At 70.7% G+C, this 19,420-nt stretch carries 13 protein-coding genes and 1 pseudogene; 11 read left to right on the forward strand and 3 right to left on the reverse strand.

The annotated features are described in order from the left end of the window. Window positions 1-113 precede the first annotated feature (113 nt). The 8 genes and pseudogenes from OG735_RS25930 (at window position 114) to OG735_RS25965 (ending at window position 13,751) form a co-directional block, all read left to right on the forward strand. Entirely contained in the window at window positions 114-3,002 is a 2,889-nt protein-coding gene (locus OG735_RS25930; protein WP_327325534.1) for a protein kinase, read from the forward strand. A 155-nt stretch (window positions 3,003-3,157) separates the two neighbouring features. Further along, entirely contained in the window at window positions 3,158-4,762 is a 1,605-nt protein-coding gene (locus OG735_RS25935; protein ID WP_327325535.1) for a serine/threonine-protein kinase, read from the forward strand. Window positions 4,763-4,791: 29 nt separating this feature from the next. Further along, a complete protein-coding gene (locus OG735_RS25940) occupies window positions 4,792-6,405 on the forward strand; it encodes a serine/threonine-protein kinase (protein WP_327325536.1) in 1,614 nt (537 codons plus the stop codon). A gap of 79 nt (window positions 6,406-6,484) precedes the next feature. Next, on the forward strand, window positions 6,485-8,206 hold the full coding sequence (locus OG735_RS25945; RefSeq protein ID WP_327325537.1) for a serine/threonine-protein kinase: 1,722 nt from the start codon (window positions 6,485-6,487) through the stop codon (window positions 8,204-8,206). A 152-nt stretch (window positions 8,207-8,358) separates the two neighbouring features. Further along, a pseudogene (locus OG735_RS25950) lies at window positions 8,359-9,027 on the forward strand (serine/threonine-protein kinase); the annotation flags it as partial. 587 nt (window positions 9,028-9,614) lie between these two features. After that, window positions 9,615-10,148: a hypothetical protein gene (locus OG735_RS25955; RefSeq protein ID WP_327328650.1), complete on the forward strand. Its 534-nt coding sequence runs from the start codon at window positions 9,615-9,617 to the stop codon at window positions 10,146-10,148. A 104-nt stretch (window positions 10,149-10,252) separates the two neighbouring features. Next, complete coding sequence (locus tag OG735_RS25960; RefSeq protein WP_327325538.1) at window positions 10,253-11,869, forward strand: succinic semialdehyde dehydrogenase; 1,617 nt, start codon at window positions 10,253-10,255, stop codon at window positions 11,867-11,869. 28 nt (window positions 11,870-11,897) lie between these two features. After that, window positions 11,898-13,751: a GMC family oxidoreductase gene (locus OG735_RS25965; protein ID WP_327325539.1), complete on the forward strand. Its 1,854-nt coding sequence runs from the start codon at window positions 11,898-11,900 to the stop codon at window positions 13,749-13,751. Between the two features lie 108 nt (window positions 13,752-13,859). Here OG735_RS25965 and OG735_RS25970 read toward each other — a convergent pair whose 3' ends face one another. Continuing rightward, complete coding sequence (locus OG735_RS25970) at window positions 13,860-14,828, reverse strand: LPXTG cell wall anchor domain-containing protein (RefSeq protein WP_327325540.1); 969 nt, start codon at window positions 14,826-14,828, stop codon at window positions 13,860-13,862. 346 nt (window positions 14,829-15,174) lie between these two features. Here OG735_RS25970 and OG735_RS25975 point away from each other — a divergent pair, with 346 nt between their 5' ends. Next, the gene (locus OG735_RS25975) at window positions 15,175-15,576 is read left to right on the forward strand and encodes a hypothetical protein (protein WP_327325541.1); all 402 of its coding nucleotides are present in this window, start codon (window positions 15,175-15,177) and stop codon (window positions 15,574-15,576) included. 500 nt (window positions 15,577-16,076) lie between these two features. On the opposite strand, the gene OG735_RS25980 is transcribed toward OG735_RS25975, so the two are convergent. Then, complete coding sequence (locus tag OG735_RS25980; RefSeq protein WP_327325542.1) at window positions 16,077-16,358, reverse strand: chorismate mutase; 282 nt, start codon at window positions 16,356-16,358, stop codon at window positions 16,077-16,079. A 309-nt stretch (window positions 16,359-16,667) separates the two neighbouring features. Between OG735_RS25980 and guaA the strand changes: the two genes are divergently transcribed. Both guaA and OG735_RS25990 read left to right on the forward strand, forming a co-directional pair. Next, on the forward strand, window positions 16,668-18,263 hold the full coding sequence (gene guaA, locus OG735_RS25985) for a glutamine-hydrolyzing GMP synthase (protein WP_327325543.1): 1,596 nt from the start codon (window positions 16,668-16,670) through the stop codon (window positions 18,261-18,263). Between the two features lie 114 nt (window positions 18,264-18,377). Further along, complete coding sequence (locus OG735_RS25990) at window positions 18,378-18,953, forward strand: Uma2 family endonuclease (protein ID WP_327325544.1); 576 nt, start codon at window positions 18,378-18,380, stop codon at window positions 18,951-18,953. Window positions 18,954-18,958: 5 nt separating this feature from the next. Here the strand turns inward: OG735_RS25990 and OG735_RS25995 are convergent, their stop codons facing one another. Next, complete coding sequence (locus OG735_RS25995) at window positions 18,959-19,408, reverse strand: cupin domain-containing protein (protein ID WP_327325545.1); 450 nt, start codon at window positions 19,406-19,408, stop codon at window positions 18,959-18,961. Between the last annotated feature and the right edge of the window lie 12 nt (window positions 19,409-19,420).

The raw sequence follows: 19,420 nt of genomic DNA on the forward strand, positions 1-19,420 counted from the left end.
GCGGACGGTACGCAGCCGCGAGGGGTCGTAAGAGGCCGTCAAACGACCGGAATTGACGGTTTGTGTCGGCCTCCGGGACCAGCCGGGGGACAGCGCGCTCGTGGGGAGGCGTCGTGGACGACTATGCGGGACGGGTGCTCGCCGACCGCTACCGCCTGCCGCTGCCGCCTTCCGACGCGTACGAACTGGTCGAGACCCGCGCGTTCGACACCTACAGCGGACAGGAAGTCCTGGTGCGGCAGGTGCCGTTACCGGAGGTCGTGGACGCGGAGGTGCTCGACGCGGACGGCATGGCCGGGGCCGCGGTACCAAGGAGAGCCCAGGGGCGTACGACGCGACGGCCCACGGACCCGGCGGTGCGGCGGGCCATTGACGCGGCGCAGGCCGCGGCACAGATCCCCGACCACCCGCGCCTGGACCAGGTCTTCGACGTCTTCGCGGAGGGCGGCTCGCTCTGGATAGTGAGCGAACGCGTCGCGGCCCGGCCGCTGGCGGCGCTTCTCGCGGAGAAGCCGCTCAGTCCGTACCGCGCGGCCGAGGTCGCCTCCGATGTGCTCACCGCGCTCCGTGTGCTGCACGCGCACGGCTGGACCCACCGGAACATCACCGTCCGCACAGTGCTTGTCTGCGACGACGGGCGCGTGGTTCTGACCGGACTTGCGTCCGGCGCGGCCGAGGAGGCGCTCTGCGGATACGCCCCGGTGCCGGCGCCGCCGGAGGAGAGCGACCAGCAGGACGAGGTTATTGACGCGGAGTTGGAGCCGCTGCCGGCGGCGGGAGTTCCCGCATCGCCGGGGCGGGCCGCGCTGGAGACCGCCCGCTCGGAAGATGCGGACGACGCGGCGGATGCGGATGCCGCGGCGGATGCGGATGCCGCGGAAGATGCGGATGTCGCGGTGGATGCCGAGGATGACGGTCCGTACGAGGCTTCGCCCGCAGCACCGGTCGCGCTGCCGGGCAGCGGGGCCCGCGGTGGTGTGCCGGATGTCCGCGCCGCCAGGGCGGGGGCGATCGCCGCATATCGCGCGGGCGCCAGGGCCGCTGCACGCGTCAGCGAGAACCAGCGCCAGGACGAAGGGCCGGGCGTTCCGGTGGACCGCCCGGTGCAGACCGGCTACGACCCGGACTGGTGGGCCCAGCGACCGGGCGACCTGCGCCCGGCCATCGATGTGGACGGCATCGACGACGACGAGGACGACGGGGAGGACGAGGGCGGCTGGTATCCGGGCGACGGCTCTCGCGGTCCCGGCCACGCCCGGCTGGCCGGGACGTGGCACGACGGGCCGTTCCCGGGTGGTGAGGGACCCGGACCCGTACCCGCGGGCGGCAGCGGGATGCCCGCCGGTGGCAGGCCCGTACATGGAGTCTCCACAGGTGCCGGGCCCGTCGATGGTGAACTGCCGTACGGTGTGCGCCGGGCGGCACCGGACAGCGGCCATCGCTCCGACCGAGACCGCTCCGACCGAGACCGCTCAGACCGCTCAGACCGAGACCGCTCCGGACGCTCCGACCGCGACCGCTTCGGTGGCAGCCCTTACGGCGGTGCCCCTCCCGCGCTGCCCGCCCCCCGGCCCGCCGCCCCCGCCACAGGCAGCAGCGGGAGTTGGGAGCACGGCGGTGGCGGGGACGCGCTGCGCGCGGACGCGCAGCGGCAGCCCGTCGTGGCCGGCAGCAGCGCCCCCACCGGGCGTTGGGACGAGATCGTCGCGAGCGGGGGCACCCCTGCGTACCGCGGCCCCGCCACGCCGCTCGCCGCCGAGCGCGCCCGGCAGGCGCGCATCGCGGTCGTCGGTGCCGTCACCGAGCGATGGGCGCCCGAGCAGGCCGGACCCGTCCACGAGAACTGGCAGTTGGCCGCCCCGGTCGGCCCCTCGACCGATCTGTGGGCGCTCGGTGCGCTGCTCTACCGGGCCGTGCAGGGCCATGCCCCGTACCCCGAGGAGAGCGCCGTCGAGCTGGTCCAGCTCGTCTGCGCCGAGCCGCCCGCGTTCGCCGAGGAGTGCGGTCCGCTGCGCCCCGTCGTCGAGTCGCTGCTGCGGCAGGACCCCACCGAGCGCCCGGACTTCGAGGAACTGCGCGGCTGGCTGCGTTCGCTCGTACGGTCCGCGCCCGAGCCCGAGGCCGGTATGGACGTCGTGCCGCTGCCGGCGAGCGCCGTCGACGGCACGCGGCTGCCCGTCGTACGCCGCCGGGGCGAGCTGGTGCGCAAGCGCCGCGCCGGCTCGGCCGAGGTGGTCCACGGCCGCCATCGCCACGCGAAGTCGAAGCGGGAGCGGCGCGGACGCGGCGAGCACGGGCCGAGGGCGCTCGGCCGCACCCTCCTGCTGCTGATCCTGGTCGTCCTGGTGGCCGCCGTCGCGTACGCGGTGCTGTTCATGCCGAAGTCCGGCCAACAGCAACAGGACCAGCCGCTGCCCAAGACCGGCGCCCGCCCGCCGGCCACCAGCGCGAGCCCGGACCGCTCCGCCCCGGACACTCCGCCCGCGACCTCAACCGGCAGCCCCGGGAGTGCCCAGCAGCCGCAGACCTCGGCCCCGGCCGGGAAACTCCCGGACGGCTATGCGCTGCGCAAGGACCCCGAAGGCTTCCAGATCGCCGTCGACAAGACCTGGCAGCGCCGTTCCATCAATGACAGCGGCCAAGTCCGTTACACCGACGGAAACTTCACACTGATAGTCGTCCCCGGCCGGGACCCCGTGAAGACCAACGGCAACGACCCGCTGGCATACCAGCGCGACAAGGAGCGCGAGCTCCAGCCGTTCCGGGACTCCTCCTGGGCCGGGGCGACCGGACTGCGCCGTATCGACGTCGGGCAGCAGGCCATGGCAGAGGGCCAGTTCACTTGGCAGGACGGCAGCGGCCGTGAGGTGTATGTACGCAACCTCGCCCTGATCGTCGACGGCAGCTATCACGTCATCCAGGTGATCGGCCCTGAGGACCGGCGGGACAAGGTGACGGAGGCCTACCAGGAAGCCACGAACGCCTATCGCGTGACCCGTTAGACACCTGGACACCTGCCGTACACCCGTTAGCGGGCGTTTTGGCTGTCGTTGCGCAGAGTCACAAGCATCACAGTGAGGTCACTTGAGCGATCCGAGGTTCCGCGCCCGTACTTCACCTCCGTAACCTGTGATCCCAAGGAAACGGGGCGGGGGACGTGGAACACTCTCAGAGCACGGGCGCGGGTCTCTTGCTCGCCGGGCGTTACCGGCTGAGCGAGACGATCGGCACCGGCGGCATGGGCAAGGTCTGGCGCGCACACGACGAGGTGCTGCACCGGGTCGTCGCGGTCAAGGAGCTGACGGCGGGTCGGTATGCCTCCGAAGCCGACCGGATCGTCCTGCATGCCCGCACTCAGAAAGAGGCCCGGGCCGCCGCCAGGATCAGCCACCCCGGTGTCGTCACCGTCCATGACGTACTCGAGCACGACTCGCGCCCCTGGATCGTCATGCAGTACGTCGACGGGCCTTCGCTCGCCGACGCGGCCAAGGAGTCCGGACGGATCCAGGCGCTCGAGGCCGCCCGCATCGGGCTGCACGTGCTGCGCGCGCTGGGTGCCGCGCACGCCGCCGGTGTGCTCCACCGGGACGTCAAGCCCGCCAACATACTGCTCAACCGCGACGGCCGGGTCCTGATCACCGACTTCGGTATCGCCGCGATCGAGGGCGACTCGACGATCACCCGTACCGGGGAAATAGTCGGATCCATCGACTACTTGGCTCCCGAGCGGGTGCGCGGCGCCGATCCGGGGCCCGCTTCCGACCTCTGGTCACTGGGCGCGACGCTCTATACGGCGGTGGAGGGCGAGTCGCCGTTCCGTCGCTCCTCGCCGCTCTCCACCATGCAGGCGGTGGTGGCCGAGGAGCCGCGCCACCCCGAGTCGGCCGGTCTGCTCACGCCCGTGATCATGGAGCTGCTGCGCAAGGATCCCGCCGCCCGCCCTTCGGCCGCCGAGGCCGAACGGATGCTGCTGGCGGCGATGGACGGCCGCGGGCCGGCCGCGAGGCAGCCGCAGGTGCCCACACAGCGGACGGCCCAGCGGAACGTGCGGCCCGAGACCGCCAGGATGCCCGCGCCGACGCGGCCCGCACCTGTCCCGGCCCCCGCCGACACCAATACCAACGCCAACACCACTGCTTCGGCGTCGGCACCGCGGCGCGGCGGCCGGCTGCGCATGGCGGCAATCGTCGTCGTACTCGCCGCCGTCGTCGGCGGCGGCGCGGGGCTGGCCGCCATGAAGTACGCGGGCGGCAAGAACGGCTCGGAGAGTACGGGCACCCAGTCGACCCCGGACACCTCCCCGTCGGCGTCCGCACCGTCCGGCTGGCGCCGCGTCGTCGACCCGAAAGGCTTCAGCCTGCTGGTGCCGGACGGCTGGAAGCGCCAGACGGACGGCGACCAGATCGACTACACGCCCGACAACGGCCGTCACCGCATCCGGATCAGCAGCGACACCTCGCCGGACTTCGAGAATCCGTACATGCACATGCTGGACATGGAGAAGAGCCGCAAGGATCTGCCCGAGTACCAGAAGGTGAAGCTGCGCCCCAATACGTTCCGCGACCATACGAACTCCGCGCTCTGGGAGTTCTCGTGGACCGAGAAGACGGACTTCCCCGGCGAGCGGCGGGCCATCGACCAGATCTACTACGAGGACGACGGCACGGAGTACGCGCTCTATATGGCGGGCCCGGCCAAGGACTGGGCGACGACTCGCGAACAGTTCGACACCATGCTCCGCGGCTGGCGGCCTCCGGCATGATGGACGCAGGCTGATCGAGAGGGAGTTGCGTGTCCGAGGAATCGCGGCTGATCGCGGGCCGCTACCGGCTCCTGGACCGGCTTGGGCGCGGGGGCATGGGCACCGTGTGGCGTGCGGACGACGAGCTGCTGGGCCGTCGTGTCGCTGTCAAGGAGCTCCATCCGGACGACGGGAACTCCGGTCGTCCGGCGTCTCCGTACACGTCGTCGGCCGCACCCCTGCGCGAGGCCCGCGCCGTCGCCCGGGTCAAGCACCCGCATGTCATCGTCGTCCATGACGTGGTGGTGGACGACGGACTCGCGTACATCGTCATGGAATTGGTCGACGGCGGCTCACTCGCCGAACGGATCTCGCGCCGGGGTCCCCTCGATGCGGCGGAGGCGGCGCGGATGGGGCTCGCGCTGCTCGGCGCGCTACGTGCCGCGCACGGGCTCGGGGTGCTGCACCGGGATCTGAAGCCCGCCAACGTGCTGCTGGAGGAGTCCACCGGGCGGGTCGTCCTCACCGACTTCGGCATCGCGCACTTCGCCGGGGCCACCACGATCACCGAGTCGGGGTCGTTCGTCGGATCGCCCGAGTACACCGCGCCGGAGCGGATGTCGGGCGACACAGCCGGTCCCGAGTCCGATCTGTGGTCGCTCGGTGTGCTGCTGTGCGCGGCGCTGAGCGGTGAATCGCCGTTCCGCCGCGACTCCCTGGGCGGCATTCTGCACGCGGTCGTCGAGGACGAGATCCGTCCGCCCGCGCAGGCGGCCCCGCTGCTGCCCGTCGTCATGGGGCTCCTCGAGCGGGACCCGGAGCGCCGGCTCGGTGCGACGGAGGCGGAGGATCTGTTGCGTACGTACATCACGACGGGCTCGCTGCCGGTGGTCGCGGCGCAGTACACACCCACCCGCCAGGACATGCCGCCCGCGTCCTCGCTCCGGCAGCCGGTCGCCGCGCCGGCGTCCGCGCCCCGCCGCCGTGCGCCGCTCCTGGTCGCCGCCGCCCTGGTCGCCGCGCTGGCCGGAGCGGGAGGGGCGGCCGCGGTGCTGCTGCAGGACGACAGGCCGGGCGGCGCACAGTCCGGAAGAACGCCGAGCCCTACGGCCGTGAGCAGTACGCCGCCGGTACGCACCGCACAGTCACCCGCCCCTGGCGCGAAGCCGACCCCCACGGTGACCGTCACCACCTCTGCCGCCGCCGCCAACAGGCCGGTGGCTCCGGACGGTTATCTCACCGTGGCCGACCCGGACGGCTTCGCGCTCGCCGTCCCCGAGGGCTTTGTCCGCTCCGAGGACGACAAACGGGTCTACTTCATGGCGCCGGACAAGAGCGTCAGGATCGGCGTCCGGGTGCAGAACCCCGCCTCCGACGGGCCGCTCGGTTCGATGCGACGCTCGGACGCCGACGGCCCGAACACCAACCCCGGCTACCGCGACGGCAAGGTCACCCCGACCACGCACAACGGACTGTCCGCCGCGCTCTGGGAGTTCACCTGGAACGGCTACTCCCAGGCCGAGGGACCCCGGCACACGTACGACATCTGCTGGGACGAGGACGGCACGATGTACGACGTCTGGGTCTCGGCGCCGGTCGGCCGACTCGACGAGGCGCGACGGCACTTCGACACCGCGCTCGACTCCTTCACGACGCACAGATGACGCGCGGACACGGTCACGGGTCTGCATCCGCTCCGCTGGGCCGGTGGTATCCACATCCACCTATGGCCAGGATGTGAGCATGACCAACGATGGGGGACGGGCGAACGAGCCCACCAGCTATGGACTCCGGCCGCCGAACGCCGCGCAGGTGCCATCGCAGGGCGGCGCGTACCGGCCCACGCAGGCATCCGAGCTGCCCGGTTCCGGCTCTGGAGATGCCTCCGATTCCGGCGCCGGTTCCGGTTCGGGCGTCGGCGTCGGTTCGGGCGCCGGGACCGATCCCGAGGTGGGCCGTCTGATCGGCGGTCGCTACCGCCTCGTCTCGCGCCTCGGACACGGCGGAATGGGCACGGTCTGGCGGGCCCGCGACGAGATCGTGGACCGCGACGTCGCGGTCAAGGAGCCACGCCTGCCGGACCATGTGAACGAGCGCGAGCGGGACAAGGTCCATCTGCGGATGCAGCGTGAGGCGCGCGCCGCCGCCCGGATCGAGCACCCTTCCGTCGTCACCATGCACGACGTGGTGATCGAGGACGCCAAACCGTGGATCGTCATGGAGCTGGTGCACGGCCAGTCGCTCGCCGACCGGCTGCAGGACGGGACGCTCGACGTTCGTGAGGCGGCCAGGATCGGTCTCGCCGTACTCGGCGCGCTCTCCGCGGCCCACGAGGCCGGCGTGCTGCATCGCGATGTCAAACCGGACAACGTCCTGCTGGGGCGCGGCGACCGGGTCGTACTGACCGACTTCGGTATCGCGCAGATCGAGGGCGAGCAGGGGCTGACGGAGACCGGGGCCTTCGTCGGGTCGCCGGAGTTCATCGCGCCGGAGCGGGTGCTGGGTCAGCAGCCGGGTCCCGAGTCGGATCTGTGGTCGCTGGGTGTGGTGCTGTACGCGGCGGTCGAGGGCATGTCCCCGTACCGCCGCTCCAACAGCCCCGCGACGCTGCAGGCGGTGCTCTCCGCCGAGCCGCAGACGCCCGCTCGCGGTTCCGGGGCCTTCGGCACGCTGGTGATGCAACTGCTGCGCAAGGACCCGGCGATGCGGCCGGACGCCGCGGAGATCCGGCAGACGCTGGAGACGGTGGCGCGGCCACCGCAGGTTCCGCTCGATGCGACGAGGCTTCTGGCGGGCGCACCCGGCCAGGGCGCCGGCAGTCCGGCCGGGCGTGGCAGCCGGTGGGTGCCGCCGGTGCTGCAGGGCAACCGGCCGGCGCAGTTCGGTCTCGGCGGCGGGGTGCTCGCGGTGGCTGTCGCCCTGGTCCTGATCTTCGCCGATCCCTTCGGCGGCGACGGGATCCCGGAGGGCTGGGAGGTGCGCCCGGACCGTGAGGTCGTCTCGGCGAGCATCGCCGTTCCGGCGGAGTACGAGCGGGTCGAGGGCGACGGCGGCAACAGCGTCACGTACTGGGATCCGAGCGGTGTCTTCCAGGTCTACATGGAGCGCATCGAGACCAAGACCGTGGAGGGCGAGCTCAAGCCGGAGGCCGACGTGTGGCGGCAGTACTACGAGAAGGGCGGCAAGGACGGCACCGAGATCAAGGACCAGGAGGTGAGGTCCTCGTCCACGACGCAGCAGGGCAGGAAGGCGTTCGACACGCTTGTCGACTATGTGCAGTTCAGCGACTCGAACGACGACCCGATCCGGTACCGCTGGCACGAACGCGTCGTCGGCACGGGCAAGGGCGCGGACGAGGTCTACTGGCGGCTGCGGGTGGCCGGGCCCGCGGAGGGCTGGGCGGCGAGGGAGGGCACCAAGCTCTTCGACGGGGTCGTCAAGCATCTGAAGATCCAGGATCTGTGAGCCCGGCGGGGCAGCCGGAGCCGGCAGCCGGGGGCGACGGCAACAGGAGTGACGGCGGCAGGAGTGACGGCGCCAGGGGCGAGGACGGCAGCGGTGGGGGCCGGCTGATCGGCGGCCGATACCGGCTGACCGTACGTGTCGGGTCCGGCGGCATGGGCACGGTCTGGCAGGCGCGCGACGAACTCGTCGGACGCGACTGCGCGGTGAAGGAGCCACGGCTGCCCGGCGACCCCCGCGAGCCGTACCAACAGCGGCTCTACGAACGGCTGCGGCGGGAAGCCAGGGCTGCGGCCCAGGTCGAACACCCGGCGGCCGTGGCCGTCCACGATGTCGTGATGGACGGCGGACTCCCTTGGATCGTCATGGAGTTGATCCGCGGCGAATCGCTCCATGAACGGCTCAAGCGCGGTTCGCTGCCTCCGGCAGAGGCGGCACGGATCGGGCTCGCCGTGGCGGGCGCGCTGGGCGCGGCGCACACAAAGGGGATCGTCCACCGGGATGTGAAGCCCGCGAATGTGCTACTCGGCCCGCACGGCCGGGTGGTGCTCACCGACTTCGGTATCGCGCGGATCCAGGGCGAGGAGCCGCTGACCGTGACCGGTGAGTTCGTCGGCTCGCTCGAATTCATCGCCCCGGAGCGGATGTCGGGCGTCACGGCTGTTCCGGAGTCGGATCTGTGGTCGCTGGGTGTGCTGCTGTACGCGGCAGTGGAGGGCTGGTCGCCCTTCCGTCGTACGACCCTGGAGTCGACGCTCGCCGCCATCCTCCAGGCCGAGGCCCCGAAGCCGGTCCAGGCGGGCCCGCTGGCGGAGTTGATCGTCCGCCTGCTCTCGAAGGTCCCGGAACACCGGCCGTCCGTCGACGAGGTGGAGACGGAACTTGCGGCGGTCACGGAGGGCAGCGCGTCGACGCTGCGGCCACCGGCCCCGGCGGAGACCGAGAGCCCGCCGACCCCGCCGGAGACAGAGAACCGGCCGGAGGCGGCGTGGCCAGGGTCCGAGGTGGATTGGCCCGTGGCCGGCTCCACCGGAGCCGGCCGGCTGCCGGGAAGGCGGGAGGCTCAGCAGGCGGCTACGGACGACTCCGGCCCGGTGGACACCGACACCGACACCGACGCCGACGCCGACGCCGACGCCGACGCCGACGCCGACGCCGACGCCGACGCCGACGCCGACTCCGGGACCGTACGGCTCGGAGGCCGCACATCGGCCCCGTCGGCCGCTCCCGACACCTCGACGCCACCAAGGCCCCCGGCCCGCGCTCGCGCCCGCGTCGCGCCCGCGTCGCGCTCGCCGCAACCGCCGGGGCCGTCGCCGTCGGTATCGCGGTCTGGGCGTACGCACCCGCCTCGCCGGGCACCGGCAACGACAAGCGCGCCGGCGTATCCACCCGTACAACCCCGCCGCCGATGGAGACCCCGGAGGCATGGCAGACCTGGCGGCCCTACCTCGAGTCCCGGCTCGACGCGGAGATCTCCGTCCCCTCCACATACACACGTGAACCCGTCACCTCCGAGGCCGAGCTCGCGAAGGACAAGGAGATCACCTTCGAGGAGCGCGGCAATCCCGTCTGGGTCGAGCTCAAGCGCGCCGGCAAGGCGACGGACACGGCCGTCCAGTGGGCGCGGGGCGAGCTGAAGTGGCTGACGGACGGCGGCCCGCGCGCGGGTGGGTTCACCGCGTCCGAGGCGAAGGGCACCGTCGTGCCGGCCAACCACCACGGCGTCGACGCGGCCCTGCTCGACGTGACGTACTTCGCGCAGGAGGGCGACACTGCGCGTCCCGTCCACCGCCTGGCGTTCTACGTCGTCACCGAGGCCGGCGAGCGCTGCACGGTGCTCGTCGAGATGCCCAAGGGCGGCAAGGAAGAGGCTGCCGGGCAAGATCTGTTCCGCGGCGTACGGAAGCGGTTGAAACTCGGAAAAGCCGAGACAAGCCCCTGATCAGGCCTTATCTGCCAGTGATCGCTGGCGCGATGGTGAGGGCCTGGTGAAAAGCCGTTACCGACGGGTACCCAAAGTTCCGGATGCGGCATACTCTCGCCCCCATGACGGACTCGCAGGCCCCCGCCGCCGCCCCCGGCACCAACCCGACAGCCGCCGCGCCGGCCGGTGCGCGCACCGCAGCCGATGTGGTCACCCCCGAGGTGGTCGCCCAGCTCACCCGTGGTGTGGTCGGCTCCGGCCGTACCGCCAACCACACCCCGTTCACCGGGGAGAAGCTGGCGGACCTGCCCGAGTCCACCCCCCAGGACGTGGCGGAGGCCTTCGAACGCGCCCGCGCCGCCCAGCCCGCCTGGGCCGCGACGCCGGCCCGCGCCCGCGCCGCCGTCCTGCTGCGCTTCCACGACCTGGTCCTGGAGCGCCAGGCCGAAGTCCTCGACCTCATCCAGCTGGAGACCGGCAAGGCCCGGCTGCACGCGCACGAAGAGGTCCTGGCCGTCGCCGTCGCCGCCCGCCACTACGGCCGCAAGGCGCCCGCCTATCTGAAGCCCAAGCGCCATACCGGTGTCGTTCCCGTCCTCACCAAGACCACCGAACTGCGTCAGCCGCGCGGCGTCATCGGCCAGATCGCGCCCTGGAACTATCCGTTGGAGCTCTCCGTCGGCGATGCGCTGCCCGCGTTCGTCTCCGGCAACGCCGTCGTGATGAAGCCCGACACCGAGACCGCGCTCACCGCGCTGTGGGCCCGCGATCTGCTCATCGAGGCGGGTCTGCCCGCCGGTGTCTTCCAGGTCGTCCTCGGCGAAGGGCCGGTCGTCGGCCCCGAGGTCGTCAAGCACGCCGACTATGTCTCCTTCACCGGCTCCACCCGCACCGGCCGCGAGGTCGCCCAGGGCGCCGCGGCCCGCCTGGTCGGTGTCTCCCTCGAACTCGGCGGCAAGAACGCCATGCTGGTGCTGAAGGACGCGGACATCGAGAAGGCCGCGGCCGGAGCGGTACGCGCCTGCTTCTCCTCCGCCGGCCAGCTGTGCATCTCCATCGAGCGGTTGTACGTGCACGAGTCGATCGCCGACGCGTTCGTGGAGCGCTTCGCCACCCGTACGAAGGCGATGCGCCTCGGCAAGTCCCTCGCGTACGGCGCCGACATGGGCTCGCTCGTCGGCGAGCGCCAGCTGGAGACCGTCACCCGCCATGTCGAGGAGGCCGTCGCCAAGGGCGCGACGCTCGTCGCGGGCGGCGTCGCCCGCCCCGACATCGGCCCGCTGTTCTACGAGCCGACCATCCTCGACGGCGTCGAGGCGCCGATGGCAGTCTGCACCGAGGAGACCTTCGGCCCGGTCGTCTCCATCTACCGCTTCACGGACGAGGACAAGGTCGTCGAGCAGGCGAACGCCACTCCGTACGGGCTGAATTCGAGCGTCTGGACCAAGGACGGCAAGCGCGGCCACGCGGTCGCGGCGAAGCTGCGCACCGGCACGGTCAACATCAATGAGGGCTACGCCCCGGCGTACGGCAGCGTGCAGTCCCCGATGGGCGGCATGAAGGACTCCGGCCTCAGTCGGCGGCACGGCTCCGAGGGCATCCTCAAGTACACCGAGGCACAGACCGTCGCCCAGCAGCGACTGATGCCGCTGGGGCCGTCGTTCGGTATGGACGACGAGAAGTACGCCGCGTTCATGAGCCTCAGCCTGAAGGCGATGAAGGCCCTGCGCCTGCGCTAGTTTCCGCTGTATTCGTACGAGGAGAGCCATGTCCCAGGTACCCCCTGCCCAGAATCAGGCCGCCGAGAGTGACGAACAACTGCTCTCCGAAGCGGTCTCCGACCAGGCCTTCGACCCGGCGTACGACTACGACGTCATCGTCGTCGGCTCGGGCTTCGGCGGTTCGGTCACCGCGCTGCGGCTGACCGAGAAGGGCTACCGGGTCGGGGTCCTGGAGGCGGGCCGCCGCTTCACCCGCGAGACCCTGCCCAAGAACTCCTGGGACATCAAGAACTATCTGTGGGCGCCCCCGCTCGGCCTGTACGGGATCCAGCGCGTGCATCTGCTCGGCAAGGTGATGGTGCTGGCGGGCGCGGGTGTCGGCGGCGGCTCGCTCAACTACGCCAACACGCTGTACGTACCGCCCGCTCCCTTCTTCGAGGACCCGCAGTGGAAGGACATCACTGACTGGCAGGACGAGCTGTCGCCGTATTACGACCAGGCCAAGCGGATGCTGGGCGTACGGCTCAACCCGACGATGACCCCCTCCGACGTGCATCTCAAGGCGACGGCGCAGGCGATGGGCGTCGGCGACAGTTTCCACATGGCCCCGGTCGGCGTCTTCTTCGGCGACGGCGAGGACGCCGACGGTACGTCGAAGGCCGGTCCGGGCTCGACGGTCGAGGACCCGTACTTCGGGGGCGCGGGCCCGTCGCGCAAGGCGTGCACCGAGTGCGGCGAGTGCATGACGGGCTGCCGGCACGGCGCGAAGAACACCCTCAACGAGAACTACCTCTACCTGGCCGAGAAGGCCGGGGCCGTCATCCACCCGATGACGACGGTCGCCTCGATCAGCGAGGACCCGGAGGGCGGCTTCCACGTCACGACGGTCCCGACGGACGCCCGCAAGAAGGCCGAGCCGAAGCTGCTGAGGGCCGGGCGGGTGGTCGTGGCGGCGGGCACGTACGGCACCCAGACCCTGCTGCACACCATGAAGGACCAGGGCCTGCTGCCGCATATCTCGGCCCGGCTCGGCGAGCTGACCCGTACCAACTCCGAGGCGATCGTCGGCGCCCAGACCGACAACCGCCGCTACCGCAAGCGGCATGGCGTGGACAAGGTCGACTTCACACGCGGAGTGGCGATCACGTCCTCGGTCCACCCCGACGAGAACACCCATATCGAGCCTGTCCGCTACGGCAGGGGCTCGAACGCGATGGGTGGGATGACGATCCTCCAGGTTCCGTACAGTGCGCGGGCGCGGGTCGCCGGCTGGTTCGGGAATATGGCCAGGCACCCCTGGCTCGCGGTCCGCGCGCTCTCCAACCGCCGCTGGTCGGAGCGGACCATCATCGGGCTGGTCATGCAGTCGCTGGACAACTCGCTGACCACGTACCGCAAGCCGGGCGGCATCGGAAAGGGCCTGCTCACCGCGCGCCAGGGCCATGGGGCACCGAACCCGAACCAGATTCCCGAGGCGACGCGCGCGGCCTCGCTGCTCGCCGAGGAGATCAACGGCTTCGCGGGGTCCAACATCGGCGAGCTGATGGGCACCCCGCTGACGGCCCACTTCCTGGGCGGCTGCCCGATCGGCGCCTCGGCAGAGGAAGGCGTCATCGATCCGTACCACCGGCTCTACGGCCACCCGGGCATCTCGGTCGTCGACGGCGCGGCGGTCTCGGCGAACCTCGGTGTCAACCCGTCCCTGACCATTACGGCGCAGGCCGAGCGGGCGATGTCGTTCTGGCCCAACAAGGGCGAGGAGGACCCGCGTCCGGAACAGGGCGCGGCATACGAACGGCTGGCGGCGGTCGCGCCGAAGTCGCCGACGGTCCCGGAGGAGGCGTTCGGCGCGCTGAAGCTGCCGTTCCTGGGCATCCCGGCGGTCCCGCCGAAGAAGTGACCCGGCCTCCGGACGTCGTACGAAGGCCGGAGGTACGAAGGCTGGAACGCGCGAAGGCCGCTGCACCCCCCTCCGAGTGCAGCGGCCTTCTGGCGTGTGGGCCCGGTGTTACGCGGTGGCGTCGCCGCTGCGGCGGCGCTTCATCGCGAAGACGACACCGGCACCGGCGACGATGGCGATGCCACCGGCGATACCGACGGTCGGCAGCATGGAGCTGGAACCGGTCTCGGCGAGTTTGCCGGTGACCGGGATCTCCTTGGAGCCACCCTGCGGCTTGACGTCCTTCGGCTTCTCACCGCTCGGCTTGGCGTCGTCGACGTCGCCCGCGCTGCTGCCGGCCTTGAGAACGTCGAACTCGTAGAACTCGCTGTCCTCGAAGCAGTCCTCGCCCTTGTCGTAACCGCCGGCGGCGAGGGCGATGCCCTTGCCCGCAGGGGCCGCCTTGTCGATGCGAACGCGCAGCTTGATCGAGCGCTTCTCGGCCTTCTTGAGGTCGATCACGTCGAAGTAGAAGCCGTTGTTCATTCCGGAGAGGTTGCCGCCCGCCTTCCACTCACCGGACGACTTGTCGAAGTACTCGAAGTGCGCGTACTTCTCGATCAGGCGGTCCTGCTCGCCGCCGATCAGGTCGTCCTCGTACGAGGCGAAGGTGAAGAGACCGAAGTTCTCGATCTTCTCCGTGCTGTTGTTCTTGACGTCCAGGCTGAACTTCTTCCAGCCACCGCCCGCGACGATCTTGTTCGGGAAGCCGGAGAGCTTCACGTCGACCGCGGACGCCTTGCACTCGAAGTCCGGGTCCTCGTCGCCCTCGCCCGGCTCGCCGGCGGTGGCGCTCGGCGTCGCGGCGGCCGAGCTCGCGGGGGTGCTCGGCGTCGCGGCGGGCGAGCTCGGGGTGTTGGCCGGCGCGCTCGGCGTCGTGGCCGGGGTGCTGCTCGGCGCCTCCGACGGGGCGCTCGGCGACTGGGACGGGGTGGTGCTCGCCGTCTCGGTCGGCGTCGGCGACGGGTCCGCGAACGCGGCCGGAGCCGACAGGAGCGCGGCGGGTGCTATGACAGCGGTCGCTGCAGCGACGGCCATAGCGCGGCGAAGCTTCATTAAGACCTCAGTGAAGTCCGGCGTACCGCATGACGCGGCACGGAGTCTGGAGGGCCTACCGAGGTGGGGGTACACGGGTGAGGCCGTTGTTTCGCATGCATGACCTGTGACCAGCATGAATAGTTGCCCTGAGACTCACAGAATCTTTATGTGACAGCCGTCACACGCAACCTTCTCCTCCTGGCCCGGGTCGAACTCGTCGTGCCTTCCGGTCCCTTGCCGTCCCCCGGCAACTTCAACACCCACTGATGAGAGTGCCGATGAGACGTTTCGGCTTCGCTGCCTTCGCCGCGGTCTGCCTTGTGACGCCGGCCCTGGGCGCAGCCGCGTGTTCGGGCGCCGGCGGCGATGGCGCAGGGAGCGCCGCACCCACGCCGTCTTCGTCATCACCGTCGACAACGCCGTCGACAACGCCGACGACCGTGCTCCCGACGCCGTCCGTGAGTCTTTCGCCCAGCAGCGATACGACCGCTACACCCAAGACCAAGGCCGCGCCCAGCCTGACGGCGAAGCCGCGCAGGACGAAGGTGCCGGGCGGTCGGAGCAGCAGCGGCGGGCAGTCGTCGGCGTCGGCTGTGCCGCAGAATCCCAACCGCGGCTCCAACCCACCGCCCGCGCCGCCGGCCCCCGAGCCGACGGCGGAGTGGAGCGACGCCAACTGGAAGCCGGGAGACCCGAACGCGACGAGGTAGCCCCGCGCGGGACCACCAGGGGCCCCGCGGATGCATGATCCGCGGGGCCCCTGGTGGTCAGCACCGACGTCAGGGCAGCGCCGGTGCCGAGGTGCGGCGCCGGGGGGTAGCGCCGCGTGGGGAGGGTCGCCGACCCGGCGCACTTGGGGCGCACGAGTGGTATCGACCTTTGGCAATATGGCTGCGCAGAGTGGGGACGCGCTTGTCCTGCATCGTGCTGGATGGGCTGCGGCCTGCGCAACCGTTTCGACCGGATGCGGTCGGCCCCGGGCGTCCCCGGAGCCGACCGCCCTTGGGGTGACCGGGCTGCTGTCCCCTGCCGACCGGTCACGCGCGCTGGGGCGAGGTCCCACGACGTACTTGCAGTACGTCACACGCCCCAGCGGAGCCACGCGTGGTTTCCTTCATGACCCGCCCCTGGCTGGCACGGATATCGGTACCAACGAAGCCCCGGCGCGTGCAGTCACGCGCCGTACGGGTGAGAGTGCGCCCGAACTCAGGTCCGTGAGCGGAAGTCTGCGCAGGCTCGGACACGACCTCAGATCCGGCCCCGGCAGAGCTCGAGCAGCGTCATCGCGAGCGCCGTTCCCGGCTTTCCGAGCGCGTCGCGGAAATGGCTGAGAACCTCCATTTCGCGCGACAGACTCACCCGGCGGCCGCCGGAGGAGATCCGCGCTTCCTGGATGACGGCCGAGACGGCCATCCGCTCCTGGATCAGCCCGATGATCCGGTCGTCGAGCGTGTCGATGCGGCTGCGGGCGTCGCCGATGAGGGAGGCGGCCTCGTCGGTACGGGCTCCGGTGTCGGTCGTGACGGTCATGCGGGGCTCCTTGCCGGGGTCGGTGCCCCGGAGCGGCAAGGCCCGGAAATGACAGAACGCCCCGGGCCTTGTCGGCCCGGGGCGCCTGGGAAGTTGCTTGTCAGTGGCTCAAGCAGCACGACCATGGCAGCCGGACGGGCCGGTGCCATAGGTAAAGACGAAGGTCAGCTGCTTGTGCATGGGTGGAGTATGGACCTCCCGCCGTCCGCGGCCAAAACCGGGTTCGGATGGTGAGACGAAAAGCGGGTCCGCCACGCCGGTAGAATCGACAAATACCGACCCCCTCCCACCGCCGGAAGGCCGCCACCCGTGCCAGCAGCACCCTCCGCCGCCCCCGACAGCAACGCTCCGGACGTCGTCCTCGTTGTTGACTTCGGCGCGCAGTACGCACAGCTCATCGCCCGCCGCGTCCGTGAGGCCCGGGTCTACAGCGAGATTGTCCCGTCCACGATGCCCGTGGCCGAGATGCTGGCCAAGAACCCGAAGGCGATCATCCTCTCCGGCGGCCCGTCCTCCGTGTACGCGGAAGGCGCCCCGCGCCTCGACCGCGCGATCTTCGAGGCCGGGGTCCCCGTCTTCGGCATGTGCTACGGCTTCCAGCTGATGGCCACGACGCTCGGCGGGACCGTCGACAACACGGGAGCGCGTGAGTACGGCCGTACGCCGCTGCACGTCTCCAAGACCGGCTCGACGCTCTTCGAGGGCACCCCGGCCGAGCAGTCGGTGTGGATGTCGCACGGCGACGCCTGCTCCGCCGCCCCGGAGGGCTTCACGGTCACCGCGTCCACGGACGTGGTGCCGGTCGCGGCCTTCGAGAACGACGAGAAGAAGCTGTACGGCGTCCAGCACCACCCCGAGGTGATGCACTCCACGTACGGCCAGCAGGTCCTGGAGCACTTCCTCTACCGCGGCGCCGGCATCGAGCCGAACTGGACCACCGGCAATGTCATCGAGGAGCAGGTCTCGGCGATCCGCGAGCAGGTCGGCACCAAGCGCGCCATCTGCGGTCTGTCCGGCGGCGTGGACTCCGCGGTCGCCGCTGCACTCGTGCAGAAGGCCATCGGCTCCCAGCTGACCTGCGTGTACGTCGACCACGGCCTGATGCGCAAGGGCGAGACGGAGCAGGTCGAGAAGGACTTCGTCGCGGCTACCGGCGTGCAGCTGAAGGTCGTCGACGCGCAGGAGCGGTTCCTGAAGGCGCTGGCCGGGGTGTCCGACCCCGAGGAGAAGCGCAAGATCATCGGGCGCGAGTTCATCCGGGTCTTCGAGCAGGCGCAGGCCGAGATCATCGCCGAGGCCGCGCATGGCGAGGACGTCGCCTTCCTCGTGCAGGGCACGCTCTACCCGGACGTGGTCGAGTCCGGCGGCGGCACCGGCACCGCCAACATCAAGTCCCACCACAACGTCGGCGGCCTGCCCGAGGACCTCGAGTTCGAGCTCGTCGAGCCGCTGCGCCAGCTGTTCAAGGACGAGGTCCGCATGGTCGGCCAGGAGCTCGGCCTGCCGGACGAGATCGTCCAGCGCCAGCCCTTCCCGGGTCCGGGCCTCGGCATCCGTATCGTCGGCGAGGTCACCAAGGACCGCCTCGATCTGCTGCGCGAGGCGGACGCGATCGCCCGCGAGGAGCTCACGGCGGCCGGTCTGGACCGTGACATCTGGCAGTGCCCGGTGGTGCTGCTCGCCGATGTCCGCTCCGTGGGCGTACAGGGCGACGGCCGCACCTACGGCCACCCGATCGTGCTCCGTCCCGTCTCGTCCGAGGACGCGATGACGGCGGACTGGACGCGGATGCCGTACGACGTGCTGGCGAAGATCTCGACCCGTATCACCAACGAGGTGGCGGACGTGAACCGCGTGGTGCTGGATGTGACCTCCAAGCCGCCGGGCACCATCGAGTGGGAGTAACCCTCTCTGCAGGGTCAACGCCGACGCCGTCGCTCATTCGTTTGAGCGGCGGCGTTGTCGTATGGGCTGGGTACGCTGAGCGTACGGCCCAGAATCCCGTCCATGGGAGGAACCATGACCGCTGAGATCGCGCACCCCTGGCCGGTGCCGCCGCAGGACGGTTACACCGTGGACGACCTGCTGACGCTGCCCGACCTCCCGCCGCACACGGAGTTGATCGACGGGAGCCTGGTTTTCGTGAGTCCGCAGAGGAGTTTTCACAGTCTGGTGAACGACCTGCTGATGCATGGACTGCGCAGGACGGTGCCCGATGATCTGCGGGTGCGGCGGGAGATGACTGTGGTGATCGACAAGCGCCAGGGGCCGGAGCCGGATGTCTCGGTGATCCGGGCGGAGGCTGTGATCAGTTCGAACGAGACGCATTACAACGCGAAGGATGTCGTACTCGTCGTCGAGACGGTGTCACCGGACTCGGAGGAGCGCAAGCGCAAGCCGCAGCTGTACGCGGAGGCGGGCATCCCGCATTTTTGGCGGGTGGAGCCCGGCGAGGGCGGCCGCCCGGTCGTGTACGTCTACGAATTGGACCCGGCGACGAAGGCGTATGCCCCCTCCGGCATCCACCACGACCGGCTCAAGCTCTCCGTTCCCTTCACCATCGACATCGATCTGGCGGAGATCGACAACCTGTAGCCTCTTCAGCTCTCTTCGGGCTTCTCCAGCTCGAAGTCGTCGAAGTGGAACCCCGGCGCCACGATGCAGGTGACCAGGACCGGCTCGGCACCTGCCGGGTCCGCCGACTGCCAGGTGCCCGCCGGGACCAGGAGCTGAGGCTGTTCGCCGGATTCGACCAAGGGCCCCAAGGTCAGGGTCGTGGCTTCGCCCGGCTCGTTGCCCGTGCCGCCGAGGTGCAGATTCAGCGGGCCGCCCCGGTGCCAGAGCCAGAGTTCGTCGGAGCGTACGCGGTGCCAGCGCGAGCTCTCGCCGGGGTGGAGCAGGAAGTAGATACCGGTCGCGTACGCGCGCGGGCCGGGGTAGCCCGGCGGGGTCGTCGAGCCCGCCGTCTTCCAGGTCTCCTTGAACCAGCCGCCCTCGATGTGCTTCTCGAGGCCGAGGAGAGAGACCAGTGGGGATGTCGGTTCGGTCATGGGCGCATTCTC

The sequence above is a fragment of the Streptomyces sp. NBC_01210 genome, from assembly GCF_036010325.1.
Lineage (GTDB): Bacteria > Actinomycetota > Actinomycetes > Streptomycetales > Streptomycetaceae > Streptomyces.

Excerpts from the sequence above, each read along its gene's own strand:
- OG735_RS25945 (WP_327325537.1), top strand. The coding sequence starts at position 6,485 with ATGACCAACGATGGGGGACGGGCGAACGAGCCCACCAGCTATGGACTC.
- OG735_RS25960 (WP_327325538.1), top strand. The coding sequence starts at position 10,253 with ATGACGGACTCGCAGGCCCCCGCCGCCGCCCCCGGCACCAACCCGACA.
- OG735_RS25980 (WP_327325542.1), bottom strand. The coding sequence starts at position 16,358 with ATGACCGTCACGACCGACACCGGAGCCCGTACCGACGAGGCCGCCTCC.
- OG735_RS25995 (WP_327325545.1), bottom strand. The coding sequence starts at position 19,408 with ATGACCGAACCGACATCCCCACTGGTCTCTCTCCTCGGCCTCGAGAAG.
- OG735_RS25955 (WP_327328650.1), top strand. The coding sequence starts at position 9,615 with ATGGAGACCCCGGAGGCATGGCAGACCTGGCGGCCCTACCTCGAGTCC.
- OG735_RS25990 (WP_327325544.1), top strand. The coding sequence starts at position 18,378 with ATGACCGCTGAGATCGCGCACCCCTGGCCGGTGCCGCCGCAGGACGGT.
- OG735_RS25965 (WP_327325539.1), top strand. The coding sequence starts at position 11,898 with ATGTCCCAGGTACCCCCTGCCCAGAATCAGGCCGCCGAGAGTGACGAA.
- OG735_RS25970 (WP_327325540.1), bottom strand. The coding sequence starts at position 14,828 with ATGGCCGTCGCTGCAGCGACCGCTGTCATAGCACCCGCCGCGCTCCTG.